Source organism: Streptomyces sp. NPDC051987 (assembly GCF_040680735.1).
GTDB lineage: Bacteria > Actinomycetota > Actinomycetes > Streptomycetales > Streptomycetaceae > Streptomyces.
On the sequence record NZ_JBFAXI010000022.1, the window covers coordinates 82,715 to 109,039 of the forward strand.

The following is a 26,325-nucleotide window of genomic DNA, read 5'->3' on the forward strand; positions in this document are numbered from 1 at the left end:
CACGACGTCGACAGTGGCTGAGAACGTTGTCGAGAGGTTGTCGCCCAGCGCGAGAATGTGTGCGTCGGGTGAAGACCGGATGTGCGGGGAGTGTGGATGTCGTGGTGGAATTGCGCCTTCTCGGCCCCGTGGAGCTCTCCTTACCAGGCCGGACCGTCGAGGTCGGGCCGCCGCAGCGGCGGACCGTGCTGGCCGCGCTCGCGGTGGACACGGGCCGGCCCGTCCCGGTCGACGCGCTGATCAGACGGGTGTGGGGCGCCGATCCGCCGGACGGTGCCCGGCGAGCGCTGCACGCCCATGTCGCCCGGCTGCGCAGGCTGTGCGAGCAGACCGGGGACCCGGGCCGGCCACGCCTGCGTCTGGTGCGCCGCTCCGGCGGATACCTTCTCGACGCCGGGCCCGATCAGGTGGACATCCACCGGTTCCGGCGACTGGCGGGCCAGGCGCGGGAGCCGAGCCTGCCGGACGGGGCACGGGCGGCGCTGCTGCGCGAGGCGCTCGGGACGTGGCACGGGGAACCGCTGGCCGGGCTCGCCGGACAGTGGGCGGCCCGGGTCCGTGAGGCCTGGCGACGGCAGCACGTGGACGCCGCGGTCGCCTGGGCCCAGGTGGAGTCGCGCGTCAGCGATCCCGGCGCCGTGATCGGCCCGCTGACCGAACTCCTCGACGCCTACCCGCTGGTGGAACCGCTGACCGGGGCGCTGATGCGGGCGCTGCACGCGGCCGGCCGCAGCGCGGAGGCGCTGGACTGCTACACCGCCGTCCGCAAGCGGCTCGCCGAGGAACTGGGCACCGACCCCGGGGCGGACCTGCGGACGGTCCACGAGGCGATCCTGCGCGGAAGCCTGGACGGCCCCGTCGAGCGGCCGGTGTCCCGGCCCCCGGACCGGGCCGCTCCCCGGGCCCGGCCGCCGGTCGCGCCGGCTCTCTGGCCGGGGGTGCGTCCCACCGAACCGCCCATGGCGGTACCGAGCCAACTGCCCATGGGCGTGCGAGGGTTCATCGGGCGCGGCAAGGAGCTCGCCCGGCTGGAGGACATCCTGGCCTCAGCGGCGGACCAGCCGTCGGCGGTGGTGATCACGGCGGTGTCGGGCACGGCCGGAGTGGGCAAGACCGCCTTGGCCGTGCACTGGGCACGACGAGCTCAAGCCGCCTTCCCCGACGGCCAGTTGTACGTGAATCTGCGCGGCTTCGCGCCCGGCGGCTCGGCGATGAGCCCCGCCGAGGCGGTACGGGGGTTCCTGGACGCCCTGGGCGTGCCGCCGGCGCGGATCCCGGCGGGCCCTCAGGCGCAGGTCGGCCTGTACCGCAGTCTTCTGGCCGGGCGCCGGGTACTGGTGGTGCTGGACAACGCCCGCGACGCCGAGCAGGTCCGGCCGCTGCTGCCCGGGGCCCCCGGGTGTCTGGCGCTGGTCACCAGCCGCAGGTCGCTGACCGGTCTCGCGGCCGCCGAGGGGGCACAGCTGCTGACCGTGGGCCTGCTCGCCGCCGGGGAGGCCAGGGAGCTGCTGGTCCGCCGGCTCGGCGCGGAGCGGGTGACGGCCGATCCCGATGCCGTCCGCGAGATCGTCGCCCGGTGCGCGGGGCTGCCGCTCGCCCTGGCGATCGTCGCCGCGCGGGCCGCCGCGCAGCCCGACCTTCCGCTGGCCGCCCTCGCCGCGGAACTGCGCGCGGCCGACCGACGGCTGGACGCCCTGGACGGCGGGGAGACGAGCAGCGAGGTGCGGGCGGTGTTCTCCTGGTCGTACCGGGCGCTCGACCCGCAGGCCGCCCGGATCTTCCGATTACTGGGCCTGCATCCGGGCCCGGACGCCGGGCTCCCGGCCGTCGCCGCGCTGGCGGGCGTGCCGGCCGCCCGCGCCCGGGTGCTGCTGGCCGAACTGGTCCGCGGGCACCTGCTCACCGAACAGCCCGGCGGCCGGTACGCCTTTCATGACCTGCTGCGCGCCTACGCCGCCGAGCTGGTCGCCACGCACGACAGCGACGACAGCCGGTACGCCGCGGCGCACCGGCTGTTCGACCACTACCTGCACACCGCGCACCGGGCGGACGCGCTGCTGACCCCCCGGCCCAGCCCCGCTCCACTTCCGCCCGCCCAACCGGGTTCCGCCGCCGAGGAGTTGTCCGCCCACCGGCAGGCGCAGGCCTGGTTCACCGCCGAACATCCGGTCCTGCTCGCCGCGGTGGAGCGGGCCGCCGCGGCCGGCCTGCCGGGCCACACCTGGCGGCTCGCCTCGGCGCTGACCACCTTCCTCGACCGGCACGGCAACCGGCGGGCGCTGATCGCCGCGCACCGCGCGGCGCTGGACGCGGCCCGCCGCCAGGGCGACGCCGGGGGGCAGGCGGAGGCCCACCGGGGACTCGGGCTCGCCGAGGACCGGCTGGAGCGTCCGGACGCGGCCCGCGCGCACTACCTGCGCGCGCTGGAGCTGTTCGGCGAGGCCGGCGACCGCGCCGGGCAGGCCCGCATCCATCAGCACCTGTCCCGGATGTCCGAGGCCCAGGGCCGGCATGGGGAGGCGCTCGACCACGCCCACGACAGCCTCGCGCTGCACCGTGCCGTCGCCGACCGGGCCGGGCAGTCCGCCGCGCTGAACCACATCGGCTGGATACTCGCCCAACTCGGCGACCACCAGCAGGCGCTGACGTACTGTCGGCAGGCACTGGAGCTTGCACGGGAGACCGGGGACCTCAACGGGCAGGCGCACATCCAGGACAGTCTCGGCTACATCCGCCACCGGCTCGGCGAGCACGCCGAGGCCGTGGGCCACTACCAGCAGGCGGTCGGCCTGTTCCGGCTGACGGGCGACCGGCACGGCGAGGCCGCCGCCCTCGTCTGTCTCGGCGACGTCCACGCCGCCACCGGCCGCCCGGGTCCCGCCCGCACCGCGTGGACACAGGCGCTGACCGTCACCACGTCGCTCGGCCTCCCGGACGGCGATCCCCTGCGCGCCGCACTCCGCGAACGGCTCGACCCCGCACCGGCCGGCACCGGCCCCACCGCACAGCCACGCCCGGCACTGGGCTGAGCCCCGACCACCCCCGCAGTCTCAGCCTAGGGTCTGTCGCGGGACGGTGAGCGATCAGACGCTCCTACGCCCTGGCCTTGATCGGCTGTACCGCCAGGCGGGGGGGCACAAGCTCAGTCGGCCGCCGTGACCGCATCCCTGATGAGGCGGCGGGCGGCCGCGTCGGTCCGGGCGACGTCATGGGTCACCAAGCGGTCCTGGCACAAACCGCGCAGGCCGGAGACGAGGAGCGTGGCCGCCGTCCGCGCCTGCTGTGGCGGGTGCCCCAGCCGGACGCAGGCCGCTGCGATGGGGCCGATCATGGCTTCGACCGTCTCGGCCGCGGTGCTGCCGTACTGCTCGGGATCGGTGGTGGCCAGACTGAGCAACTGCAGCAGCATCCGGATCGGCCCTGCCTGCTCCCCCACGGTCATCGCTTCCCAGAGGGTGTGGGCCGCCTTGCGCAGCCCCTCGGTGTCGCGGACCTCGTCGAACATCGCGTGGGCGTCGGGACGGCTGAAGGCCAGCGCCTGGGCCAAAAGGTTCTCGCGGCTGCCGAAGTAGTACAGAAGCATGCGCTTGGTGGTGCCGATCGACTCGGCCAGCGGACTCAGCGACATCTGCGCGACGCCGTGGCGCTGGAGGTGGTGGACCACTTGCCGCAGCAGCTCGGCGCGCTTCTCGGCATTGACGGGACGCGGCACACTTTGACTGTACCGATCGGTACGCGTAAGGTCCAGCAGACGTAGATGTGCCGATCGGTACATTAATCGAGTGGCGCCCTGGCGGGGGTCGGGCGCGGCACAGCCGAGAGAGGCGCCGTGAAACTGTTTGAACCGCGCACAGTGGGGGGCCACCAGCATCGGAGAGGCTGCCCTGGGATTGCGGGGTATCCGGTCGGCCGTGTACCCGGCGGGCTCTGCGGCACGGCACAATGCGGCGGCCCAGGGGGGGCTCTGTGAAACACCGGATCGAGCGGCCCCACGACATGTCCGTGGCCAGAATCCTCGTCGAGACCCTCACCATCCCGGCAGTGCTCTTCCTCGGCCTGCTGTTCAGCTTCCCCATGGCCTTTCACCAGCCCCAGCCCCACCACGCCAAGCTCGTGATCGCCGGTCCCGCGGTGGAACGCACCGTCGACACCGCCCTGCAGGGGCAGCGTCCCGGCGGGTTCGACGTCACCGCCGTCCCAGACGCCCGAGCAGCCCGCCGGGCGGTGCTGGACCGGGACGCCGTGGCAGGCTTCGCCGCCAAGGGCAGACATGCCGTGCTGTACGTGGCCAAGGCCAACGGCGCGGCCCTGGAGCAGGCGCTGACCAAGGGCTTCACCCAGCTCGGGGCGCACAACCACCAGACGCTCACCATCACGGACCTGGCCCCCACGGTCAGCAAGGACGGGTCCGGTACGACCCTGGTCTACTTCGGGATCGCCTGGAACGTCCCCGGCTACATACTCGCCACGACCCTGCTGCGGGCGGTGACCTTCAACCGGCGCAAGAAGCTGATCACGATCGCGGGCGGCGCCGGCCTCTTCAGCGCCGTGGGTTTCCTCGTCGGCGCGGGACTGGACTTCTTCCCCGACGATCCCAGGGCCCTGGCGATCGCCTTCCTGCTCACCACGGCCGTGGCCACGTTCTCCCTCGGCATGGCGCCCTTCGTCAAACACTTCTTCCCACTGGCGGGTCTGGGCCTGTTCGTCGTGCTGAGCGTTCCCTCCAGCGGCCTGGTCCCCGTCCAGCTGCTGCCGGGGTTCTTCCAGGCCGTGCACGCCGTCATGCCGCTGGGCAACGCGGTCGACGCCCTGAGAGGAGTGCTGTACTTCGACGGCGCCGGGGTGCTGAAGCAGGTCCTCGTCCTGTGCGGGTGGATCGCCGCGGGTACGGCGCTGCTGGGCCTCGACGCCTGGCATCACCACCGCACGGCCGTACGACGGGGAGCGCAGGACGAGACGCAGGACACTCCCGAACCGCCGGTGGAGGACCCCTCCCTGGAGACACCCGCACCCACCGCGCTACCGGTCCACCCCCACCGCTTCGGCGAGCCGTTGCCGATGCTGGAGGGCACCGTCCACGACGGCGAACAGCAGCCCGTCCGCCATGCCGCGGTGACCGTCATGGACACCGGCGGCCGGCAGTTGGTGCGGACCACGACGAACGCGCGCGGCGAATACGCCGTGACCGGACTGCCCGAGGGATACATCAGCGTGGTCGTCTCGCACCCCGGCCGAGACCCCCTGGTCCACCAGAAGCTGCTGCAGTCCGGTGTGGCCGTCCGGGCCGACTTCACCCTGCGCGACCGGCGCAACGGCACGGCAGTCCGCACGGACGCGCACCTTCTCGACATCGGACCCGCGAGACACGGATCCTGAGACCACACGGACGGCGCCGGCCGGGGCCGACGAGGTCGATGCGCCCTGCTCGACTCACACCGCGACGATCTTGGTTTCCCGGGAAGCCGCCGCACCGTGTGGCGGTGGCCCCCGGTGCCATCGCACGGCTGGAGGATGCGGCCGAAACCATCGCTCTCTTTGCTGGACTCAAGCGGAAAGCAAGAACGCCGGGATCGGCAGCGGCCCGGGCTGAAGGGAGACACATGCCCGACAGGAATCACGCCACGGTGGCTGTCACCGGGGTGACCGGTGCGCTCGGCAGCCGGATCGCGGCCCGACTCGCCGGCCACGGCGTCCCGCAACTCCTCGTCGGACGCAGTCCCGACAGGACGCCCGAACTGCCGGGCGCCCAGCGACGCGGTCCGGCCGCCTACGCCGATGCCGCAGACATGCGCAGGGCGCTCGAGGGGGCGTCGACCCTCATCCTGGTCTCCGGACACCGTACGGGTCGCCGGCTGGAAGAACACGCCAGCGCGGTCGAGGCCGCGATCGCGGTCGGCGTGGGGCGGGTCCTGTATGTGTCCCTCGTCAGCGCGGCGCCCACCGCCACCTACCTCAACGCCCGCGACCAGTGGCTGACCGAACAGTTCCTGGCAGGGACCGGGATCCGCCACACAGTGCTCCGGGCGGGCTTCTACGCGGCGACGCCTGCCGCCCTTGCCGACAAGGAACTTGTCGTGAGCGGCCCTGCGCCGACGGGCCGGGCCGCCTTCGTCACCCACGAGGACATCGCCGATGTGATCACGGCCGTCGCCATCGAGGACGGTCCCCGCTCCGAGCACGACGGCCTGACCCTGGAGATCACCGGGCCCGAGGCCCTGACTCTCGACGAAGCTGTCACCGGGATCGCCGCAGCCACCGGTCGGCCCTACCGCTACGAACCCGAGACCCTCGAGGAAGCCTTCGCACGGCGATGGCGACTGGGCATGAGCGGGGAACAGATCGAGACCTGGATCTCGTGGTATCAGGCGATCGAGAGGGGCGAGGTTTCCGTGGTCACCGACGTGGTTCCTCGGCTCACCGGCACAGCGGCCACTCCGATCTCGAACGCAGCCTGGTGGCCCGCGCCGAACACCGCCCGCGGTACCGCTGAGTCGAGGCCGAAGCGAAGCTACTGACCGTGGATCGTCAGGGCACCGTCGAGAGTGCTCGATCGGTTCCGGGCTGCGTTTGATGTGCGCCCATATCCAGTCGCCCGGGTGAGGTCAGTCGATTAGGCCGCCCAAACACTCGATCGTGCGATGCTTCTCGCCCATTTCCGATCCTGGTCCGCTTGACCAGGTGTGCACAGGACGAGCACCCGACGGCATCCGAGGCCATCGGCCTCTTCAGGGATTCGGCTGCGCGTGCCGCTGCCGAAGACCACCCTGGTGGTCTGTGCCTGGTGCACGAATGTCTTCACCAGAATTCCCCGGATCCGCCGTCTGCTTGGAACCAAGACCTTCGATGCCGGAATGGCGAGGGTCAACGTAATCCGCGGGGGACAACGGGCGCCCGATGGCCGGAGTTCGCCCCGGCGATCCTCGCCCCGCAGGGCGCCGACGTCGCGCTCGGCCACCCCCTCGGCGCCTCCGGCGCCCGCCTCGCAGGCGCCGTCGCCCGCCGGCTCGCCCGCCGGGGCTCCGGCACGGGCGCCGCCTCTGCGTCGGCGTGGGCGAGGGCCTCGCCCCCGTCGTCGAACGCTGACACGAACGGGGCGAGCAGACCGTCGTGGGGCACAGCGTCCGAGACGGGAATCGGCAGCGGCCTCCGCGCGGGGTCGGCGGGTGCGGACGTACGGTACTGCTATGTGCGCCATGCGGGAAGGCGGCGCGGCGCAGCCCCACGGGCCCCGCTCCCCTTCACCCACCGCCGGGTCACTGCGCCGGGCCGAGCTGGACCGGCTGCTGGAGCTCGCCGTGCGCGACACCGGCGTGCACGCGGGAGCGGTCTTCCTGCTGGCGTCCGACGGCCAGACCCTGCGGCTGGAGGTGGCCGCAGGCATGCCGGCGGAGTATCTCGCTCCCTGGTTCGGGGTCCCGCTGTCGAGCCGCTTTCCCGTGACCGATGCGGTGCGCGAGCGGCGGCTCGTCTGGCTCGGCGGCCCGGAGGACCTCGCCCGTCGCTATCCCCGCACGGCGATCGCCCTGCCCTACCACCATGCGGTGGTCGCGGCACCGCTCCTCACCGGAACCACGGTCTGGGGCGCACTGCTGCTGTTCTGGCCCGGCGCCCGCGCCACCAGTACCGACGGCCCGAGCCCGGAACGGGTCCGTGCCGCCGGTCGGCGTCTGGCCCGGTTCCTGCGCGACGCCGCCGGCACCGGCCACGCCATCAGCCCGGGGCCCGCACCCCGCACCCTGATGCAGCCGCCCGCCGGCAAGCGGGGGCCGGCCGAGGCACTCGCCGCGGCCGACCTCGTCGAGCGACTGCCCTGGGGCAGTTGTTCCCTCGACCTCCAGGGCAGGTTCACCTACGTCAGCGCCACCGCCGCCGGCCTACTGGGCGCGAGCAGCCCCGACGATCTGATCGGCACGCGTCCCTGGCAGTCCTTGCCCTGGTACACCGACCCGGCCTTCGAGGACCACTTCCGCGCCACCGTGGTCAGCCGGAAGCCCGGCTACTACACCGCCATGCACCCGCCGGACCAGTGGCTCGCGTTCGAGTTCTATCCCGACGGCTCGGGGGTGAGCGTCCGCATATCGCCGACCGGTCCGGGCGGCGACTCGCAACCGGGGCCCACCAGGACGGAGACGTTCCGGGGCGAGCCGATCCCCTTGGGCGAGGTCTACCGGGTGCTGCACCTGGCAGCCGCCCTGTCGGAAGCCGTGGGCGTCTCAGACGTGGTCGATCTGGTCACCGAGGAGATGCTGCCGGCGTTCGGAGCCCGGACCGTCGCCCTGCTCGCGGCCGAGGACGGCAGAATGCGAGTCATCGGCCGCAGCGGCTACAACCCCTGGTTGCTCGAACACTTCGACGGCGTGCCGCTGACCCACCCGGCACCCGCGGTCCGGGTCCTCGCCACCGGCGTGCCCAGCTTCTTCGCCTCCTTCGACGAGCTGTCCCGGGCCTACCCGCCCGCCCCGCACCAGAAGGGTCTGCATGCCTGGGCGTTTCTGCCGCTGATCGCCTCCGGGCGTCCGGTGGGCTCGTGCGTGTTCGCCTTCGACCGGCCCCACCCCTTTCCCGACCAGCAGCGCGTCGTCTTCATCGCGCTCGCGGGACTGATCGCACAGGCGCTGGAACGGGCCCGCCTGTACGACACCAGCAACGAACTCGCCAAGACCTTGCAGGCGGCCCTGCTCCCCGACTTGCTGCCCGACCTTCCCGGACTGGATGTGGCGGCCCGCTATCTGCCCAGCGTCCGCGGCATGGACATCGGCGGCGACTTCTACGACCTGGTCCGGGTCGACGACACCACCGCCGCCGCGGTCATAGGAGACGTCCAGGGCCACAACGTCACCGCCGCCGCGCTCATGGGACGGGTCCGCCCCGCCATGCGCTCCCACGCCGCCTCGGGGGCCACGCCGTCCCAAGCCCTCGCGCAGGCCAACCGCCAGCTGGTCGCCATGGCCCCGGGCCGCTTCGTCAGCTGCCTCTACGCCCACCTCGACCTCGCACACCACCGAGCGGTACTCGCCACCGCCGGCCATCCCCCGCCCGTTCTGCGTCAGCCGGACGGCCACGCCGAGGTCCTTCCGCTCCGACCCGGCGTGCTGCTCGGCATCGACCCCGACGCGGACTATCCCCCCACCGAGATCCCCCTGCCCCCCGGCACCGTCCTCGCCCTGTACACCGACGGTCTCGTCGAGACTCCCGGGGTCGACATGGACGACGCCATGTCCGGGCTCGCCACCCAACTCGCCCGCGCCTCGACCCAGCCCATGGACCGGCTCGCCACGACCCTGATCGACCACGCACGGCAGACCGCGCCGCGGACGGACGACATCGCCCTGCTGCTCATCGGGCTCGCCACCGCCGGGTAGCGACCCCGGCCAGACCTCACCGGCAGGCACTTGGGACGTACGGCACACCTTGACAGCGAAGAGACCGAGGGCAACGCTGGAAACCATGGAAACTAATCCGGTTTCTCAAGTTTCCGCCCGTGACGAGCGGCGTGCGGACGTGATCGTGGAGGCGGCCGGCCGGCTCTTCTTCGGGTCCGGTTTCGCGCGGGTGAACATGGACGATCTCGCTCGTGAGCTCGGGATGAGCAAGAAGACGATCTACCGCCATTTCCCGGACAAGCGCAACTTGCTGGCCGCGGTGCTGGACCGCCAGTTCGCCGCGGTGGAGCGCACGCTGGCGGCGGCGACCGAGGACGCGGAAGGGCAACCGTTCGGTGTGCGGGTGCAGCGGTTCCTGATCGCGGCGGGCAGCGAGCTCGGGCGGATCGGCGCGCCTCAGCTCGCGACCGGGCGGGGCGACACGATGCTGCGCCGGTACGTGGAGCAGCGTGTCGACGCGGTGGTCTACCAGCGGCTGGACGACCTGTTCCAGGAGGGACACCAGCAGGGCTTGCTGCCGGCGCCGCCCGAACTGCTGAGCGAGATCACCCGCGGCGCGTTGGAGCGGCTGCTCGTGTCGGAGTTGCCGCGCGATCTGGACTGGACCGCGGCCGATCTGCTGCGGGCGGCCGTCGACACCGTGCTGTACGGGGCGATCCGCCCGACCGGCCAGGGCAACGACGACGAACCACCCCGGGCGGTCATCCCGACGGCCCGCGACGACGAGCAGGAGGTTGGCCCATGACCGGGACGACCGGCAGGGTGGCATTGGTGACGGGGGCCAGCAGCGGAATCGGGGCGGCCACGGCGCGACTTCTGGCCGAGCGAGGAATGCGCGTGGCGGCCAACTACCTCCGCAACACCAAGGCGGCCGAGGAGGTCGTGACCGACATCGAGGCCGCGGGCGGGCAGGCCATGGCCGTGCAGGCCGACGTGCGCGAGGAAGCGGCCGTCGTGAGCATGGTCGGGCAGGTCCAGGCAGCTTGGGGCGGCATCGACGTGCTCGTGCACAACGCGCTCATCCCGTATGCGGTCAAGCCGTTCCAGGACATGACGTGGGAAGAGCTGGGCGGCAAGATCGACGCCGAGATGCACGCGGCGTTCGCGGTCACCAAAGCCGTACTGCCCACGATGACAGAACGAGGGTGGGGACGCCTCATCTACATCGGCACCGGACTCAGCCGCCTGCCTCGGGCGGGCATGATCGCCCTGGGCGTTTCCAAGGCCGCGCTCGAGCAGTTCGCCCGGTACCTCGCCCAGGAACTCGGCCCGCAGGAGATCACGGTCAACGTCGTCTCGCCCGGCCCGGTGGAGTCCCGCACCGCCGACGCCGTGCTCGACGAGGCGGCGAGGAAGCGGCAGGTGGCCGCCACCCCCCTGGGCCGTCTGGCCCAGCCGGCCGATGTGGCCCAGGCGGTCGCCTTCTACGCCGCCGAGGACAACTCCTTCATGACCGGTACCACGGCCGCTGTCAACGGCGGCATGGCCATGTACTGACGCCCCGCCGACCTCCGCACACACGGCCGAACCCTTAAACGATCAAGGAAAGACTCCATGTACACGATCGACCTGGCCTACGTCGGACGAGGCCTGCACGAGGAACTGGCCGCCTACATCGCCGACCAGCAGGACTACTACGCCGAGGAGGGGGTCCACGTCGCGCTGCGCGACGGCTGCAACTGGGACGTGGCACGGCTGCGCCGCTGCGCCACCATCGGGCTCGGCCGGGCACTGCTGTCACGACTGACCGACGGCACCCCGTGGGTCGCCCTCAGCGTCAACACCCACCGCCCGCTGTTCTGGTTCCTGGGCCGCCCCGGCCTGGCCTCCCTGGCCGACCTGGCCGGGCGACGGCTGGCGGTCCACGGCCCGCACACCCCGCCCGGCGCGTTCGCCCGCATCGTGCTGCGAAGGGCCGGCCTTGACCCGGACCGTGACGTGAAGACCATCGTCCGCTCGCCCGGCGACTACGGCATGGATCTGCGCCGGCTCAACGACGGCAGCATCGATGCCGCCTACGTCGGCAGCACCATGGCACCGGAGGCGGTGGCCGCCGAGCACGGCTGGCAGGTGCTGGCCTGGGTGGGCGACCACTTCCAGATCCCCACCGTGGGCGTGGCCGTCGACCCCACCTACATCTCACCGGACGATCCTGCGGTCCAGGCCGTCGTACGAGCCCACCGGCGCGCCCTTCAGGTGATCCACGACGACCCCGACACCACGGTGCGCCACATGCAGACGTTCCTCGGCGGACAGACCGCGGAAGAGGCCCGAGCCCACTACGACACGTTCATCGCGCCGTATTTCACCACGGACGGCCAGGCCGACCTCGCTGTCGGCGAGAAGGCGATCACCGCGGTCGCCGCCGAACTCGGCGTCCCTGCCACCGTCACCGCGGCCGAGTTCTGCCGCACCGCGGCCACAGCCCAGGCATCAGCGGCCACAGCCCAGGCATCAGGAGTCGAGTCGTAGCTACCCGCGCTGGGAGGTGGCACCTATCAGCCAGGAGGGAGCCGGTCGTGGCAACGTCCCTGGTGGCAGGGCCAGGATGGAGGCAGGAAGGCGAGGACGGGGCACCGAACGGCCCTACGGCGCGGATCCAGTGACTCCGGCGTGGATCCGAGAGGAGCGAGGAGATGCCAGAGTTCCTGGTGCAGATCACCACCACCGTCCTCGAGGGCGTCGGTGCGGACGAGGTCGGGCGCCGCCGAGCCGCCGAGGCCGTCCGCGCGGCGGAACTGGCCGCTTCCGGTCATCTGTACCGGCTGTGGCGTCCGGTCGGCGAGCTGCGCAGCATCGGCATCCGGCGGGCCGCCGACGAAGCCGAGCTGCACGAGAAGATACTCGGCACACTGCCGCTCCGGTCCTGGATGACCTTCACCGTCACCGCACTGGTGCCCCACCCCAACGACCCGGGCACGGTCGGCGCGGCGCAGTGACCGGCACCTGTGCAGGGGCCGTCACCGTCACCCCTGGCTGCGGCACCGAGGCCTTCATCAACCAAGATCTGCACCGCGTCAGAGGGATATCGACATGAGTTCGCCGGTCCCGGGCCTGTCGTCCGTTCGTCCGCACCGCACGCTGCAATCGCCGCGCTGCCACGCGGCCCGGGCCGCCGCGGCACTGGCGGCAGGCATGGGCGTCGGCCGCTTCGTCTACACGCCGATCCTGCCGCTGATGCACGCGCAGGCAGGGCTGTCCGCGAGTGCCGGTGCGAACCTGGCCACCGCCAACTATGTCGGCTATCTGATGGGCGCGCTGGCGGGCATCCTCGTCCCGGCACTGGTCCGCTCCCGCCTGCTCCTTCGCGTCTCCCTGGTGGTACTGACCGCCACTCTGGCGGGGATGCCCACCGTCCACAGCACCGGCGCGTGGCTTGCGCTCCGGCTGCTCGCCGGGATCACCAGCGCCCTGATCTTCGTCATCGCGGTCAGCTCCCTCCTCGGCCACCTCAGGCAGCACCCCGCCCACCTGACCGGTTGGGCTTTCGGAGGCGTCGGCGCCGGGATCGCGCTGTCCGGTCTGGTCGTCCTCTTCCTGCGCGCGTTCGGCGACTGGCGCGCCGCCTGGTGGGCCTCGGCCGCGCTCTGCGCGCTCATGACCGTCGCCTGCTGGACCTTGCGTCCGGAGGACACGCCCGCACCCTCCGGCGGCGGGGCGGGCTCGCATCCCAGGACACAGGTACACCGCTGGTTCAGTGCTCTGTTCGTCAGCTACACGCTGGAGGGCATCGGGTACATCGTCGCCGGCACCTTCCTCGTCGCCGCGATCGGACAAGGCTCCCCGGGCTGGGTCGGGAGTGGCGCCTGGGTGCTGGCCGGACTGGCCGCCGTGCCGTCCTCGGCGCTGTGGGCATGGTTCGGGCATCGCTGGTCCCGCCCCGGCCTGCTGCTCACCGCGCTGGTCATCCAGGCCGTCGGCATCGCCCTGCCCGCCGTCGTCGGCGGGGTGCCGGCCGCGCTGGTCGCCGCGATCCTGTTCGGCGCGACGTTCATCGGCATCAGCACCCTCACCCTTGCCGCGGGCGCTGATCTGCGGTTCCCGCGGTCGGTCGCGCTGCTGACCGCCGGCTACTCGGTCGGCCAGGTCCTCGGCCCGCTGGCCGTCACCCCCTTGCTCCACCACGGCTACCACCAGGCTCTGATCCTGGCCTCGGCGGTGGTCGCGGCCGGCGCGGTCGCCGCCGCCGTGCTCCGCGTCGGCTTCCCCCACGCGATGCCGGTCGTCTGCCCGGTGCCGGACGACGACGCCTGAGGCGACCGGTTGGCCGCCGCACCGCCCGGAGCAGTCGCGCGGGCGAAGATCGGGCCTCAGACGCCGGCCACGGCCTTCTGAGTCGGCCGCCCGCCGAGGAGGGCCAGCCAGTTGGGCCGCAGGGGGCTGAGCCGGTCCGTGTTGTGGTACAGCTGGCGAACATCAGCTGGGCGGTGTCAGGTGCGATCGCGTCCGAGGGGTACGGAGGTCGTGATGTACGGGAGCCATGCGACGTCCTGCTGATCCCGGGGCCCGGAATGGGAAACGCTGATCAAGGACGTCGCAGTCGATCTCGCCCTCTGTAGGCCACGGGCTGGAGTCGCCGCAGAAGCCGCGCCCAGGCGGGGTCCGCCGACCACAGCCGTTGGCGTGGAAAACGAGCAGATCAAGTGACGTCACACGATCGGCCGGACGGCTCCTGGGTGTCCAGTCCCGGACCGAGGTGCTGGCGTATCAGCGCCTGTGCGGTCGTCTCGGCGGCGGCGAACCTGGAGCGTCCTGCGTCGGTCAGGGTGGCCTCGACCGTCCTGCGGTCTCCGGCACGACGACGGCGATCGATCAGTCCGGCCGCCTGCAGACCCCGGAGGAGGTAAGACATCCGGTCCCCGGATTCCTGGAGGAACGCCGCCAGCTCGGCAACGGGCAAAGATCCGCTCGCGGCCTGGGCGAGCGCGCCGAGAATGAGGTAGTCATGGAGCGACAGTCCGTGCCGCACCCGCAACGCACCGTGCACAAGACCCAAGGTTCGCAGGACCCCTGGAAACTGCCACCGCGCGTCCGGCACATCATAGTCGGTCATATTCCTTCCCAGGGATCGGTTCTCCGGCCGCAAGCCCGTGGCCACTGCATCACAACCAGGTTCCGTACGACGCCGATCCCGGGCCGGACGGACACGAAGCCCTCGGATCAGGACAGCGTCACCCGCCCGCACTCCGAACACGCGGCAGCGGCAGGCAGCAGGCCTTCACCCGTCCGTCCTGATCTGAGACCGTCGTGGCGCGCGCCCGGCCATCCGTCTCCGCACTCCCGGCGTCACTGGTGTCGTCAGTGCGACGCGGTCGAACGGGTCGGTCTCCGCAAGGTCGCGAAGTCCTCGACACCTGACACACGGGCGGACGACCGCCGTAGCCGCGTCCGCCATCCCAAGGCTTCGCAGAGGAAAGAATTGCAGGCCCGTTGCCGGGTGCTGGTCCGATGCCCCGATGTCCTTGTCCGAGCGTGTTGTGGCCATACCTGTGGCCATGACAAGACGGCGAGCGACCGCTGAACACGGGCGAGGCGTCGAAACCCGAGGCCTCGTTCCACATCACGGAAGGCAGTGGCATGCCGCAGGGACGCGGACGACGATCGGCACGGGAGCGGCAGAGCATCGCCGGGCGGATGATGGTGTCCTCCGGTGGGGGCCCCAGTCCGTCCGGGAGGCGCACGATGAAGGACAGGAAGCCGCTCCTGGTGACCGTGCTCGTCTTCCCCGGCGTACGGCTGCTCGACGTCACCGGACCGATCGAGGTGTTCACGACAGCCAACGAATTCGGCGGCCGTTACCGCGTACGCACGGTCTCCCCGGACGGCGCCGACGTGGTCACCGCAGCCGGCACCGGACTGCGCGTCGACCTCGCTGCCGCGCAGGTACAGGCGCCCAGCGATGTGGTCGTCATCCCCGGCGGCCCGGAGTGGCCCTCCCTCATCAAGGACGACGCACTGCTGGACGCCATGAGAGAACTCGACGCACGCGGCTGCCGCACGGCGTCCATCTGCACCGGCGCCTTCCTCCTCGCCGCGGCCGGACTGCTCGACGGACGCAAGGCGACAACGCACTGGCGCTTCGCCGACCAACTCGCCCTGCGCTACCCGAAGGTGACCGTGGAAGCGGACGCCCTCTTCGTACGCGACGGCCACATCATGACCTCCGCAGGCGTCACCTCGGGCATCGATCTCTCGCTCGCCCTGGTCGAGGAGCACCTCGGCGCCGACGTCGCCCGCGCGGTGGCCAAGGACATGGTCGTGTTCATGCAGCGGCCGGGCGGCCAGTCCCAGTTCAGCGTCCGCACCCACACCCCGCGCGCGAGACAGGAGATGCTGCGCCGGGTCCTGGACGCGGTCGCCGAGGACCCGTCCGCCCCGCACACCCTTGCCGCCATGGCGCGCCGGGCAGGTGTGAGCACCCGCCACATGACACGCCTGTTCCACGACGAGATGCACACAACCCCGGCCCGCTACGTCGAACAGGTCCGCATGGAGGCCGCCCAGGCGATGCTGGAAGACAGCGACGACCCCATGGCCACCGTGGCCCGGCGCACCGGCTTCGGGTCACCGGAGTCCCTGCGTCGGGCCTTCACCCGCAACCTCGGCATCACGCCGGGAGCCTACCGGGCACGCTTCCGCACCACGCACACCGGAGTCGACGGCAGGGCGCCTGAGCCCTGATGATCCGGCGAGCACGGACAATCGCCGAAATCCGACAGGCCGGCCGTGCCGGACGAGGCCGGTCCGGCCTCCTCCACAGTCTGTCCGCGGCACCGGCTCGGCGAGCGCGGCCCGCAACGCCGTCGCGCCGAAAGGAACGGCGAAGCACTGCCACGTCTCGTGTACAGCCTGCTGGTCGGCGAATTCCATGACGCTCGCCGAGTACGAAGGCGCGCATCGTCTTAGCTGGTCACACATTCGCTCACCCATACACGCGCGTGGCCGGTGACGCGCAAGAGGGTGAAACGCCGGTCGGCCGGATGCCCGCCGCGTTGTCTCGCGATCGAGGTGGCTCCCGAACTCCTCGGGGCTCTCGCGGTCTCGCCTCGCAGTGCGGCGTGACGGCGGTGCCGCATCAACGAGGTGGAGGCGTACGAGGTCGCCCGGACGAACGCGGTGCATCGGTGCCTGAGCGCCGTCTGGAAGGAGCAGACGTCGCGCAAGAACGCCGGGGGCCTGGGGTACGGGCGCGCGTGATCTGGCGCGCGGCCTGGCCGACCTCGTGCGAGCGTCGGACGTCGCCGATCTGCATCATGACGGGCAGTCAGCATGCGACGCGGCGGCGGAGTTGTTCCTCGCGGAACCCGTCGGGGGCGTCTCCTCCGCGCGGGTCGGCCGAGGGCCGCGGGCGGGGGCCGGCGGTTCTGCTGCTTTGTACCCCCGGCGCTTCTGGACGCTGGACGAGTCGAGCGTCAGCGTGTACCGGGCGCACCCGGGGTCCCGCCGACGGAGGCGGGCGAAGGGCGACCCTCCCACCGGGCTGGAACATCACGAGTGCCGGCGCCGCTCCCCGCAGGCAGCGGCACCCGGAGGTGTTTTCAGCCTCGCTCAGGTACCGGTGCCGGGGTCTGCGACGAACCCAGGGCGAAGACCGGATGTGCGCCTTCGCTGTCCTGATCCGCGGCCACGCACACCTGGCACCTGCGAGTTGAACACCTCAGGAAATGTCCGTTGGGCCGCCCGCTCGCTGCCTCTCCTCCTGAGACGGCGGTCGCGGGGACGGCGGCGGCCGACCGTATGGAAGGCGATCAGTGATGACTCCGATCAGTCCCACTCCCGAACCGGATCCGCGCAGGTGGCGCGCGCTCGGGATCATCTGCCTCGTGCAGGTGATGCTGCTCCTCGATGTGACCGTGGTCAATGTCGCGCTTCCCCCCGTCCAGCACGATCTCGGCTTCACCACCACGGGCCTGGCATGGGTCGTCAACGGCTACACCGTCACCTACGGTGGGCTGCTGATGCTTGGCGGACGCCTGGGTGATCTGCTCGGCCGCAGACGCCTCTTCCTGACCGGCTTGGCGATCTTCGCGCTGGCGTCGGTGGGCGCCGGACTGGCTCAACAAGCCGGTGTACTGATCGCCGGCCGTTTCGTACAGGGCGTCGGGGCGGCACTCGTCAGCCCGGCAGCCCTGTCCCTGGTGACGCTGCTGTTCGCACAACGGCAGGAAAGGGCACGGGCCATGGCCATCTGGAGCGGCCTGGCCGGAGTCGGGGTAGCCCTGGGAGTCGTGCTCTCGGGCATCCTGACCACCATTGCATCCTGGCGTTGGATATTCTTCATCAATCTGCCCATCGCCGCGTTCGCGTTTTTCGCCACTTTCAGGCTCGTCTCCGAAAGCCGGGCCACCAAGCGCGGTCGGCCTGACGTCCTCGGCGCAGTCACAGTCACCCTAGGTCTGCTCCTGGTCGTGTTCGGCCTTCTGGAGAAGGACAGTCACGTATGGTTCTCGTTCCCCGTCCTGGGTTGCGTCGGGATCGGTGTGCTCTGCCTGATCGGCTTCGTGCTGGTGGAGGCTCACGTGGCCCAGCCCCTGGTACCCCTCGCATTCCTGCGCTCACGCAACCGGGCCATCGCCAACATCGTGCGCATCTGCTACTACGTCGGGTTCGCCACCCTTTTCTTCTCACTGAGCCTGTATGTCCAGCGCATACTGCACTTTTCCGCGCTGGCGACCGGATTCGCCTTTGTACCGTTCGGGTTGGTCATTCTCTTCAGCGCCACCGTGATGGCACCACGCCTCCTTCCCCGGTTCGGTCTGCGGGCCCTGAACGGAGGCGGGCTTGCGGTCACCACGGTCGGCTACGTCCTCCTTGCCGGCCTGGGCAGCCACGGCACCTATGTGGCCGACGTACTGCCCGGACTGATCCTCGTGCCGCTGGGAGGCGGCCTCGTCCTCGTCGGATCCACAGTCGCCGGGGTGGACGGCGCCACCGGTGAGGACGCGGGCATCGCCACCAGCATGAACAATGCGTCCATGCAGATCGGCAGCGCCATCGGTCTGGCTGCCCTGGTCTCACTGGGCACCGGCCACGCCGCCGTGCTGCGGCGTGCGGGCGCCGACCAGCTGACCGCCGCCGCGCACGGTTACGCCTTCAGCTTCACCATCGCCGCCGGCATGACGGCCTTCGGTGCGTTTCTCGGCTTCGCCGGAATCCACCCGACACCAGCCGAGACTCCGACCGTGAGGACCAACGCCAAGGAGCGTGTGGTCTGACGTGCCGTCGGCGGCGAAGGACGAGAGCCCGCGGCCGCGGCGGGCCTGACGGAACGGTGCTGCCACTGCGCGTCAGGGGACGTAGTGGGCCTGCTCGAAGAGGCCGAGTGTGCACCAGCTGTTCGTGCGACGGCGGCATTGCCGGGTCTGAGCTTCCACCGGCCGCCTCCCCTGCCCCTCGCGTGGACGTCCCAGGCCGGTCTTCCGGCATGACCGTGTTCTTCCCGAACTCCGCTGCGCCACAGCCGTCCCCCGGCTCGACCGCCCGGCAGGCGGGTCTCCACCAGAACACGCCGGGCGCGCACACGACCAGTACTGCTCACCTCACAGCACAGGCAGGACCCCGGACATGACCACAAACGACCATCTCGACTACTTCAAGCCGCGACTCGTCGTCATCCCGTGCGGCAGCCGCAAACTGGGCTCGCCCGCGCGCTCCGCGGACATGTACGTAGGCTCCTACCACCGGGCATGCCGCAAGGCCGCCGACGCACTCCAACCTGACCTGCTGCTCATTCTCTCCGCACGCCACGGGCTCCTCGACCTCGACGACGTCGTCGAGCCGTACGACACACCTCATGGCGCGGCCGAGGCGGTGACGAGCCAGGTCCTTCTGGAACAGGCAACCGTGCGGGACATCGTGGGCCTTGACCCGGTGGTGGCCCTCGGCGGTGCACGGCACATCAGCCTCGTGCGCTCGGTCTGGCCGCACGTTCACACGCCGTTGGCCGGAGCCCGCGGTATGGGTGAGCAAATGGCCCGGCTTGCAGCATTGCGCGAGGGACGGGGAATGCCTCTGACATGAGCTGTGGGGTACTGGGTCGAGTGGCATGAGGCCGGCGTCTGGCAACGCCTCCATGTGGCCCTCCCAGCCAAGCCTTCCGCGGCCGATATCCTGGGGGTGATGACGCGTTCTGGCTCGTCAAGCCGAATCACGGTGTCGGCCCTGTCCCACAGCAGGTCGCGGACTTCCCGACAACCGAGAGAGCCGATGATCCGGCGGTCGTCCTGGCGTGCTGATGTGGGGCGCCCCGAGTAGCGTGAGGAAAAGACTGTACGAAACGGCTGCCCTCACACAGCTGAAGCTGATGGCGGACAACGGTTTCCGGGCCGTGGCCCACGACCGACGTGGAGGCGGACGGTCCGACCAGCCGTGGATGGGCAACGACCTGGACACGCATGCCGACGACCTGAAATCGGTCCTGGAGAAGCTTGACCTCCAGGACGCCGTCCTGGTCAGTCACTCGACGGGCGGCGGAGAAGTGACGTGCAACATCGGCCGGCACGGCTCGGGGCGTGTGGCCAAAGCACGGGAAGGCGTGCCGGCGGACCGGTCCCAGCATGTCGCAGGGGACCCGCTCTCTCGTACGCGGCTGACCGACCAGGTGTCGTTTACCGGTCTTCCCGCGTTCACGCGGCCGACGCCAGACCACTGGCAGGCGCGAGCCCGGAGGAATGCCCATGTCCCAGCAAACGAACATCGCCGCACAGACCGCTTTCGCGGAGGCGGTCATCACCGGCGACCTCGCGGCCCTCGACGAGATCGTCGCACCCGACTCGATCGACCATGATCCAGCACCAGGGCAGCTGCCGGGGCCCGGAGGGTACAAGGCCATGTTCGCCGATCTCCGGGCAGCCTTTCCCGACCTGCACGTCGCGGTGGAGCATCTGGTGGCCACCGACGACGAGCTGGCCTTTGCCTACACGATCACCGGAACGCATCTGGGGCCGCTGATGGGACGGCCCGCCAGCGGCAGGAAGGCCAGCTACCGGGGCATGCAGATCAGCCGCTTCGACAGCGACGGAAAGCTCGTCGAACGCTGGGGCAGCAGCGACGAACTCGGCATGCTGCGCCAACTCGGCCTCACCGAGTTGTGACCCCGGGAGCGGGATCTCCGACGGTCCCGGGAACAACCAGCTCGCACGCGATCGGCCGCCGTTCCGGATGGCAAACGGTCAGGTGCGCGGTCCGCCGGGTCACCTGGTGATGATGGCGTTCCACGCATCCGTGCTGGACGGGGTCGCCCGCAATCCGTCGCGGCCGACACGGCTGCTCCTGCGCCTGCTCGCCTTCGACGGGAGCGGTGACCGTCCGCCCTGAGCCACCCGGCACCTCCCTCACCGTGAGCACCGACCGGGCCCTCACAGCAAACCATCCGCCTCAAGATCACTCGCAGTGCCGACCCCGAGCTGCGACCGGCCGACGGCCTCAGAAGTTCATTCGCGGGCCATCCGCTCCACTCGGCGTGACCTTCGCCGCTGCAAGGTCGATACTGCCCACAGCAGGATTTTGACCGCGCCGCCACCGATCATCAACGGACACCTGACATCCCCTCAGAAAAGGCAGCATCGAGTCAGCATCAGGGCCGCCAAGACCCGCTTCCAGCCGCCATGAACCGCCAAGATCGTAAGTCGGCTTTACGCGTCCTGACCAGCAAGGACTCATGTCAGAGGCCCATCCGCTAGCATTGCCAGGAGGAAACCCGTGAAGATGCTCATCAACGTTCCGGAGACCGTGGTGGCGGATGCGCTGCGGGGTATGGCGGCGGCTCATCCCGATCTCACCGTGGACGTGGAGAACCGGGTGATCGTCCGGCGTGACGCCCCCGTCGCCGGGCAGGTCGCGCTGATCTCCGGCGGCGGTTCCGGGCATGAGCCGCTGCACGGCGGTTTCGTGGGTCCGGGGATGCTGTCGGCCGCCTGTCCGGGCGAGGTTTTCACGTCCCCCGTCCCGGACCAGATGGCGCGGGCCGCGGCGGCCGTGGACAGCGGGGCCGGAGTGCTGTTCGTCGTGAAGAACTACACCGGGGACGTGCTCAACTTCGACATGGCCGCCGAACTCGCCGAGGACGAGGGCATCCAGGTCGCGAAGGTCCTCGTCAACGACGACGTGGCCGTCACCGACAGCCTCTACACCGCGGGCCGGCGCGGCACCGGCGCCACCCTGTTCGTCGAGAAGATCGCCGGGGCGGCCGCCGCCGAGGGCCAGCCGCTGGAGCGGGTGGAGGCCGTCGGGCGCCGGGTGAACGCGAACTCCCGCAGCTTCGGTGTCGCGCTGAGCGCCTGCACCACCCCGGCCAAGGGCACCCCGACCTTCGATCTGCCGCCCGGGGAGCTTGAGTTGGGCATCGGCATCCACGGCGAGCCGGGCCGGGAGCGGCGGGCCATGATGACCTCCGGCGAGATCGCCGACTTCGCCGTCAACGCCGTCCTGGAGGACATGCCGCCGCGCAACCCGGTCCTCGTCCTGGTCAACGGCATGGGCGCGACCCCCCTCCTCGAGCTGTACGGGTTCAACGCCGAGGTCCAGCGGGTGCTCGCCGAGCGCGGTGTGAGCGTGGCCCGCACACTGGTCGGCAACTACGTGACCTCCCTGGACATGGCCGGTGCCTCGGTCACGCTCTGCCAGATCGACGAGGAGCTGCTGCGGCTGTGGGACGCACCGGTGAAGACACCGGCGCTGCGCTGGGGCATGTGAGCGAGAGACAGCACCGACCCGCGTCCGCACCGCACCGCACCGCAACGCAAGGAGATCCAGTGCTCGACGCCGACTTCTTCCGCCGCTGGATGGCGGTGGCCGCCGCCTCCGTCGACCGTGAGGCGGAGCGGCTCACCGCCCTCGACTCCCCCATCGGGGACGCCGACCACGGCAGCAACCTCCAGCGCGGGTTCAAGGCCGTGGTGGCCGCGCTGGAGAAGGACGCGCCCGCGACTCCGGGTGCCGTGCTGACGCTCGCCGGGCGCCAGCTGATCTCCACGGTCGGCGGCGCCTCCGGACCGCTGTACGGCACGCTGCTGCGCAGCACGGGCAAGGCGCTCGGTGACGCGGCCGAGGTGGGTGAGGCCCAGCTCGCCGAGGCGCTGCGGGCCGGGGTGGACAAGGTCATGGCGCTCGGCGGGGCCGCGCCCGGGGACAAGACGATGATCGACGCCCTGGTGCCGGCCGTCGACGCGCTCGGCGACGGTTTCGGCGCGGCACGGACCGCCGCCGAGCAGGGCGCCGAGGCGACGATCCCGTTGCAGGCCCGCAAGGGCCGGGCGAGCTATCTCGGCGAGCGCAGCATCGGCCACCAGGACCCGGGCGCCACCTCGTCGGCGCTGCTCGTCGCGGCGCTCGCGGAGGCGGCCGGTGAGTGAGAACAAGCTGGTCGGGATCGTGCTGGTGTCGCACAGCGCGCAGGTCGCGGAGTCCGTCGCGGAGCTGGCCAAGGGGCTGGCGGGCGGTGCCACGACGGTGCCGGTCGCCCCGGCGGGCGGCACCGAGGGCGGCGGGCTCGGCACCAGCGCCGAGCTGATCGCCGCCGCCGCCGCGTCCGTGGACCGGGGCGCGGGGGTCGCCGTCCTCACCGACCTGGGCAGCGCGGTGCTCACCGTGAAGGCGCTGCTCGCCGAGGGCGACGAGCTCCCGGACGGCACCCGGCTGGTGGACGCCCCGTTCGTCGAGGGCGCGGTGGCCGCGGTCGTCACGGCCGTCACCGGGGCCGACCTGGACGCGGTGGAGGCGGCCGCCGCCGAGGCGTACACCTACCGCAAGGCCTGAGGTTTCCCCTGGGGCCACAGGTCCGGGCCCGCGAGGTCCGGGCGCCGCAAGGTCCAGGCGCCGCGAGCCCCGGTTCCCTAGGTGAGCCCCTCCGCCGCCACCGCGAGGGCCGACCGCATGGTCGCCGTGAGCTCGGCCTCCGCCGTGGCGGGGGCCGTGGCCTCGTCGGCGACCCGCCAGGCGTAGTGCTCGACGGCGGCGCGCAGGGCCGCGTTGAGCATGGCCGCCTGGATCGTGGGCCGCAGGTCGTCGGCGGGCAGCCCGCAGCGTTCGGCGAGGGCGCGGGCGAACGCCGGCTCGGCCTCGTCGTAGGACTGCAGCCACTCCGCCCGCAGGCCCGGCTCACCGCGGGTCAGCCGGACCAGGGCGCCCATGGTGACGCGGTCCGGGCCCGCCACCAGTCGGCTGTCCGTCGGCACGGCGTCCTCGAAGGCCTCCTCCAGCGGCTGGCCGGGGCGCCAGGCGCGCAGGCAGTCGGCGACGGCCTCGATGCCGGCCGCGAACAGCGGCCGTACGCAGGCCTCCTTGCTCGGGAAGTATCGCCACACCGTGCGCGCCGAGACCCCGACCGCCTGCCCGATCTGCTCGCCCGTGGTCGCGGCCACCCCCTGGGTGACGAACAGGTCCACCGCTGCGCGGGCGATCTCCAGCCTGATCTCGGCTTTGCGCTCCTCGGTCAGCGGCGGGCGTCCCGTGCGTCCCCCTGGGGTCATCTGTCCCTCCGGTGCCGGTGGCTGTCGCACCGGGATTCTCCCCGAGGAGCCGAGGTGGTGGAAAATCCGGCCCGGTTTTATGTCACTGGAAGACACTAAGTCGTAGGGTGTGACCGCAGCGGGCGCGGGAGGCGCCCGCGTACCACCTGAGGGGAGCACCACATGACCAGCGGACTCGACGGGCGGGGCGTCATCGTCACCGGCGCGGGGTCGGGGATCGGGCGCGCCGCGGCCCTCGCCTTCGCCAGGGAGGGCGCCCGGGTCCTGGTCGCCGACCTGAACGCCGAGGGCGCGGCCGCGACGGTGGAGGAGATCGAGAAGGCAGGCGGTACGGCCGTGGCCGTCACCGGCGACCTCGGCGAGCAGTCCGTGGTGGACCGGGTGACGGCGACCGCGGTGGAGCGGTTCGGCGGGGTGGACGTCCTGGTGAACAACGCCGGGATCATGGACCGGATGTCGGCGCTCGCGGACGTCAGCGACGCGGAGTGGGAGCGGGTCATACGGGTCAACCTCACCGCGCCGTTCCTGCTCACCCGGGCGGTGCTGCCGCACATGCTGGCGGCGGGCCGCGGCGCCATCGTCAACACCGCCTCCGAGGCCGGCCTGCGCGGCAGCGCGGCGGGCGCCGCCTACACGGCCTCGAAGCACGGCATCGTCGGCCTGACCAAGAACCTGGCGGTGATGTACCGCAACCAGGGCATCCGGGCCAACGCGATCGCACCCGGCGGCACCCGGACCGGCATCCAGGTCGACCTGGAGGACGGCGCGCACGGGCCGGCCGCGCTGGGCCCGTACTTCGGCAACGTCGGCCAGGTCTCCGAACCCGAGGAGCAGGCGGCCGCGATCGTGTTCCTGGCCTCGGACGCGGCGAGCAACATCAACGGCGCGATCCTGCCGGTGGACAACGGCTGGGCGGCCGTCTGACCTGCACCGAGCCGGGGCCCGGGGACCGCGGTCAGCCGTCCTCGGCGAACTGCTCCGCCAGCCGCTCCCCTTCCGCCTCCGCCTCCGCGCGGTCCTCGATGGGATCGACCACGGAGTCCTTGAAGACGATGTAGGTGACACCGGAGGGCACCCCGCCGGTCCGCGGGTCGGGGTTCATGCCCAGCGCCTTCGCGGTGGCGTAGGAGGCCTCGCCGATGATGTCGCGCGGCCCGGTGTCACCGACGACGGCGTACTGCACCCGGTCCTGGTAGATCACCGCGGCGACCGCGCCGCCCCGCACGCCGGACGCCCAGTGGTTCCAGCGGCCGCTGGGTCCGGGGACGACGACGTAGGGCAGTTCCTCGGCGTCGAGCTGGCGGCCGCCGGAGTCCTGGTACGCGGTGGCGGCGGAGAACGCCGGGTCCGCGCGGCGGTTGCAGTGGGCGGTGGGCCGGCCGTCGCAGTCGACGTCGAGGTCCGCCTTCCAGAAGACGGCCTGCGAGGTGCCGCACACGGGGACGGTGGCGGCGGCGCCGGCGTCGGAGCGGTAGCGGCCCTTGGAGACCTGGACGCAGTCCCGCACCCGGGCCAGCAGGTCGGTGGCGGTGATCCGGTGCCGGGCGCCGGTGGCCGCGTACGAGACCGCGGGGGCGGGCAGGGTGGCCGGGGCGAGCAGGGCGGCGCCGGCCGCGGCCAGCGTCAGCGACTGGACACGCACGATGAGGGACCCTTTTCGTGGGGGACATGGAGTCACCGGAACAATCTGGTGCTGGTGGGGCGGCCGGGCCAGCAGGTGAAGGCCGTACAGGGCCGTTCGGAGCAACGAAACTGACACTTCGTGAGAGGGCGCCGAGGGCCGGGGCGCTGAGCAGGTGTCAGCCCAGACTGCCCCGGCCGCCCGTGCCGGCGCGGGATCAGCGACGACAGCGTTCCGCGCCACAGGCGCGAACTGCCCTGGTCTCCGGGGAAGTTCGGCCGCAGTTCCCTCAGCATACGTAACTCCTCCCCGTCGTCTCCAACACGGCCCACTTGTTGTCCGCATCCCGGGCAGGACATAGTGGGTCCGGGTTGGTCCGGACCATTGCCGTGCTGCCGTCCCGGGGAGGCCGAACCGTGCGCCGAGTCGCCGTCGTCTGCGCCCTGCTGCTGGTGGCGGCCTGCGGCCGGGGCGGGCCCGCCGAGGGCGACAGCGGGCGGCTGCCCGGGGCGCCGACGGGCGTGACCGCGGCGGCCGGGAGCGCCACCAGCGTGCACGTCATGTGGAACGCGCTGCCGGCCGGTGCCGGGATCCGCGCCTACGAGGTGTATCGGGGCACTACGAAGGCCGAGGAAGTACCCGGCTCCCAGCACATGGTGGATGTCACCAGGCTCACGCCGTCCACGGTGTACGTGTTCACCGTGCGGGCCCGGGGCGGGGATGGCAGCCTCGGGCCGCGCAGCCGTGCGGTGCGGGCGGCCACCCCGGCGATGACCGCGGCAGACCGCTCGGCGCCGAGCCGGCCCGCCCGGCCGGCCGGGCGGGCCGGGGGGAGCCGTGCCGGGGGGCGGTC

The 26,325-nt window shown here is 71.6% G+C and carries 23 protein-coding genes and 2 pseudogenes; 21 read left to right on the forward strand and 4 right to left on the reverse strand.

From position 1 onward, the window contains the following. The first annotated feature begins 101 nt into the window (after positions 1 to 101). Positions 102 to 3,029 carry a BTAD domain-containing putative transcriptional regulator gene (locus AB0M11_RS14865; RefSeq protein ID WP_365705213.1) on the forward strand — a complete coding sequence of 976 codons (2,928 nt, stop codon included), beginning with the start codon at positions 102 to 104 and terminating at the stop codon, positions 3,027 to 3,029. Between the two features lie 113 nt (positions 3,030 to 3,142). On the opposite strand, the gene AB0M11_RS14870 is transcribed toward AB0M11_RS14865, so the two are convergent. Beyond that, positions 3,143 to 3,712, reverse strand: coding sequence for a TetR family transcriptional regulator (locus AB0M11_RS14870; RefSeq protein WP_365705215.1), 570 nt, complete (start codon positions 3,710 to 3,712; stop codon positions 3,143 to 3,145). Between the two features lie 284 nt (positions 3,713 to 3,996). Here AB0M11_RS14870 and AB0M11_RS14875 point away from each other — a divergent pair, with 284 nt between their 5' ends. The 9 genes and pseudogenes from AB0M11_RS14875 (at position 3,997) to AB0M11_RS14915 (ending at position 13,637) form a co-directional block, all read left to right on the forward strand. Continuing rightward, entirely contained in the window at positions 3,997 to 5,376 is a 1,380-nt protein-coding gene (locus AB0M11_RS14875) for a carboxypeptidase regulatory-like domain-containing protein (RefSeq protein ID WP_365705217.1), read from the forward strand. 104 nt (positions 5,377 to 5,480) lie between these two features. Next, positions 5,481 to 6,515 carry an NAD(P)H-binding protein gene (locus AB0M11_RS14880; protein ID WP_365705219.1) on the forward strand — a complete coding sequence of 345 codons (1,035 nt, stop codon included), beginning with the start codon at positions 5,481 to 5,483 and terminating at the stop codon, positions 6,513 to 6,515. A 374-nt stretch (positions 6,516 to 6,889) separates the two neighbouring features. Continuing rightward, positions 6,890 to 7,083: pseudogene (locus AB0M11_RS14885) on the forward strand (3-oxoadipyl-CoA thiolase); the annotation flags it as partial. A 101-nt stretch (positions 7,084 to 7,184) separates the two neighbouring features. Continuing rightward, the gene (locus tag AB0M11_RS14890; RefSeq protein ID WP_365705221.1) at positions 7,185 to 9,362 is read left to right on the forward strand and encodes a SpoIIE family protein phosphatase; all 2,178 of its coding nucleotides are present in this window, start codon (positions 7,185 to 7,187) and stop codon (positions 9,360 to 9,362) included. 139 nt (positions 9,363 to 9,501) lie between these two features. Continuing rightward, complete coding sequence (locus AB0M11_RS14895) at positions 9,502 to 10,128, forward strand: TetR/AcrR family transcriptional regulator (protein ID WP_365705223.1); 627 nt, start codon at positions 9,502 to 9,504, stop codon at positions 10,126 to 10,128. Further along, positions 10,125 to 10,880 (forward strand): SDR family oxidoreductase, encoded by a 756-nt coding sequence (locus tag AB0M11_RS14900; protein ID WP_365705225.1) that lies wholly within the window; start codon positions 10,125 to 10,127, stop codon positions 10,878 to 10,880. The genes AB0M11_RS14895 and AB0M11_RS14900 overlap by 4 nt, the downstream gene beginning before the upstream one ends. 57 nt (positions 10,881 to 10,937) lie before the next feature. Then, positions 10,938 to 11,855 (forward strand): ABC transporter substrate-binding protein, encoded by a 918-nt coding sequence (locus AB0M11_RS14905; protein WP_365705227.1) that lies wholly within the window; start codon positions 10,938 to 10,940, stop codon positions 11,853 to 11,855. 164 nt (positions 11,856 to 12,019) lie between these two features. Further along, positions 12,020 to 12,322, forward strand: coding sequence for a muconolactone Delta-isomerase family protein (locus AB0M11_RS14910; RefSeq protein ID WP_365705229.1), 303 nt, complete (start codon positions 12,020 to 12,022; stop codon positions 12,320 to 12,322). A 196-nt stretch (positions 12,323 to 12,518) separates the two neighbouring features. Continuing rightward, the gene (locus tag AB0M11_RS14915) at positions 12,519 to 13,637 is read left to right on the forward strand and encodes a YbfB/YjiJ family MFS transporter (protein WP_365705259.1); all 1,119 of its coding nucleotides are present in this window, start codon (positions 12,519 to 12,521) and stop codon (positions 13,635 to 13,637) included. 385 nt (positions 13,638 to 14,022) lie between these two features. Here the strand turns inward: AB0M11_RS14915 and AB0M11_RS14920 are convergent, their stop codons facing one another. Continuing rightward, entirely contained in the window at positions 14,023 to 14,436 is a 414-nt protein-coding gene (locus tag AB0M11_RS14920; protein WP_365705231.1) for a MarR family winged helix-turn-helix transcriptional regulator, read from the reverse strand. 629 nt (positions 14,437 to 15,065) lie between these two features. Between AB0M11_RS14920 and AB0M11_RS14925 the strand changes: the two genes are divergently transcribed. From AB0M11_RS14925 to AB0M11_RS14965, 9 genes and pseudogenes are all read left to right on the forward strand, one after another. After that, the gene (locus tag AB0M11_RS14925) at positions 15,066 to 16,064 is read left to right on the forward strand and encodes a GlxA family transcriptional regulator (RefSeq protein ID WP_365705233.1); all 999 of its coding nucleotides are present in this window, start codon (positions 15,066 to 15,068) and stop codon (positions 16,062 to 16,064) included. A gap of 1,142 nt (positions 16,065 to 17,206) precedes the next feature. Beyond that, positions 17,207 to 18,598 (forward strand): MFS transporter, encoded by a 1,392-nt coding sequence (locus AB0M11_RS14930; protein ID WP_365705235.1) that lies wholly within the window; start codon positions 17,207 to 17,209, stop codon positions 18,596 to 18,598. Between the two features lie 349 nt (positions 18,599 to 18,947). Beyond that, positions 18,948 to 19,403: a DUF6884 domain-containing protein gene (locus tag AB0M11_RS14935; RefSeq protein ID WP_365705237.1), complete on the forward strand. Its 456-nt coding sequence runs from the start codon at positions 18,948 to 18,950 to the stop codon at positions 19,401 to 19,403. 271 nt (positions 19,404 to 19,674) lie between these two features. Then, positions 19,675 to 19,908 (forward strand): annotated as a pseudogene (locus AB0M11_RS14940) (alpha/beta hydrolase); the annotation flags it as partial. Between the two features lie 151 nt (positions 19,909 to 20,059). After that, on the forward strand, positions 20,060 to 20,476 hold the full coding sequence (locus AB0M11_RS14945; RefSeq protein ID WP_365705239.1) for an ester cyclase: 417 nt from the start codon (positions 20,060 to 20,062) through the stop codon (positions 20,474 to 20,476). Between the two features lie 67 nt (positions 20,477 to 20,543). Then, entirely contained in the window at positions 20,544 to 20,699 is a 156-nt protein-coding gene (locus AB0M11_RS14950; RefSeq protein WP_365705241.1) for a hypothetical protein, read from the forward strand. Positions 20,700 to 21,083: 384 nt separating this feature from the next. Then, complete coding sequence (gene dhaK, locus AB0M11_RS14955) at positions 21,084 to 22,076, forward strand: dihydroxyacetone kinase subunit DhaK (RefSeq protein ID WP_365705243.1); 993 nt, start codon at positions 21,084 to 21,086, stop codon at positions 22,074 to 22,076. Between the two features lie 59 nt (positions 22,077 to 22,135). Next, the gene (gene dhaL / locus AB0M11_RS14960) at positions 22,136 to 22,735 is read left to right on the forward strand and encodes a dihydroxyacetone kinase subunit DhaL (RefSeq protein ID WP_365705245.1); all 600 of its coding nucleotides are present in this window, start codon (positions 22,136 to 22,138) and stop codon (positions 22,733 to 22,735) included. Further along, a complete protein-coding gene (locus AB0M11_RS14965) occupies positions 22,728 to 23,138 on the forward strand; it encodes a PTS fructose transporter subunit IIA (protein WP_365705247.1) in 411 nt (136 codons plus the stop codon). Before dhaL ends, AB0M11_RS14965 begins: the two co-directional genes overlap by 8 nt. 77 nt (positions 23,139 to 23,215) lie before the next feature. Here AB0M11_RS14965 and AB0M11_RS14970 read toward each other — a convergent pair whose 3' ends face one another. Further along, positions 23,216 to 23,851 carry a TetR family transcriptional regulator gene (locus tag AB0M11_RS14970; protein WP_365705249.1) on the reverse strand — a complete coding sequence of 212 codons (636 nt, stop codon included), beginning with the start codon at positions 23,849 to 23,851 and terminating at the stop codon, positions 23,216 to 23,218. 162 nt (positions 23,852 to 24,013) lie between these two features. On the opposite strand from AB0M11_RS14970, the gene AB0M11_RS14975 reads away from it, so the two are divergent. Continuing rightward, on the forward strand, positions 24,014 to 24,775 hold the full coding sequence (locus AB0M11_RS14975; RefSeq protein WP_365705251.1) for an SDR family NAD(P)-dependent oxidoreductase: 762 nt from the start codon (positions 24,014 to 24,016) through the stop codon (positions 24,773 to 24,775). A gap of 31 nt (positions 24,776 to 24,806) precedes the next feature. Here AB0M11_RS14975 and AB0M11_RS14980 read toward each other — a convergent pair whose 3' ends face one another. Beyond that, on the reverse strand, positions 24,807 to 25,493 hold the full coding sequence (locus tag AB0M11_RS14980; RefSeq protein WP_365705254.1) for a glycoside hydrolase family 75 protein: 687 nt from the start codon (positions 25,491 to 25,493) through the stop codon (positions 24,807 to 24,809). Between the two features lie 395 nt (positions 25,494 to 25,888). On the opposite strand from AB0M11_RS14980, the gene AB0M11_RS14985 reads away from it, so the two are divergent. Beyond that, positions 25,889 to 26,325, forward strand: a 437-nt coding sequence (locus tag AB0M11_RS14985; protein WP_365705257.1) for a fibronectin type III domain-containing protein, incomplete at its 3' end; no start/stop codon positions are given.

Excerpts from the sequence above, each read along its gene's own strand:
- AB0M11_RS14875 (WP_365705217.1), top strand. The coding sequence starts at position 3,997 with ATGTCCGTGGCCAGAATCCTCGTCGAGACCCTCACCATCCCGGCAGTG.
- AB0M11_RS14890 (WP_365705221.1), top strand. The coding sequence starts at position 7,185 with ATGTGCGCCATGCGGGAAGGCGGCGCGGCGCAGCCCCACGGGCCCCGC.
- AB0M11_RS14900 (WP_365705225.1), top strand. The coding sequence starts at position 10,125 with ATGACCGGGACGACCGGCAGGGTGGCATTGGTGACGGGGGCCAGCAGC.
- AB0M11_RS14905 (WP_365705227.1), top strand. The coding sequence starts at position 10,938 with ATGTACACGATCGACCTGGCCTACGTCGGACGAGGCCTGCACGAGGAA.
- AB0M11_RS14910 (WP_365705229.1), top strand. The coding sequence starts at position 12,020 with ATGCCAGAGTTCCTGGTGCAGATCACCACCACCGTCCTCGAGGGCGTC.
- AB0M11_RS14915 (WP_365705259.1), top strand. The coding sequence starts at position 12,519 with ATGGGCGTCGGCCGCTTCGTCTACACGCCGATCCTGCCGCTGATGCAC.
- AB0M11_RS14920 (WP_365705231.1), bottom strand. The coding sequence starts at position 14,436 with ATGACCGACTATGATGTGCCGGACGCGCGGTGGCAGTTTCCAGGGGTC.
- AB0M11_RS14925 (WP_365705233.1), top strand. The coding sequence starts at position 15,066 with ATGAAGGACAGGAAGCCGCTCCTGGTGACCGTGCTCGTCTTCCCCGGC.
- AB0M11_RS14935 (WP_365705237.1), top strand. The coding sequence starts at position 18,948 with ATGACCACAAACGACCATCTCGACTACTTCAAGCCGCGACTCGTCGTC.
- AB0M11_RS14945 (WP_365705239.1), top strand. The coding sequence starts at position 20,060 with ATGTCCCAGCAAACGAACATCGCCGCACAGACCGCTTTCGCGGAGGCG.
- AB0M11_RS14950 (WP_365705241.1), top strand. The coding sequence starts at position 20,544 with ATGGCAAACGGTCAGGTGCGCGGTCCGCCGGGTCACCTGGTGATGATG.
- AB0M11_RS14970 (WP_365705249.1), bottom strand. The coding sequence starts at position 23,851 with ATGACCCCAGGGGGACGCACGGGACGCCCGCCGCTGACCGAGGAGCGC.
- AB0M11_RS14975 (WP_365705251.1), top strand. The coding sequence starts at position 24,014 with ATGACCAGCGGACTCGACGGGCGGGGCGTCATCGTCACCGGCGCGGGG.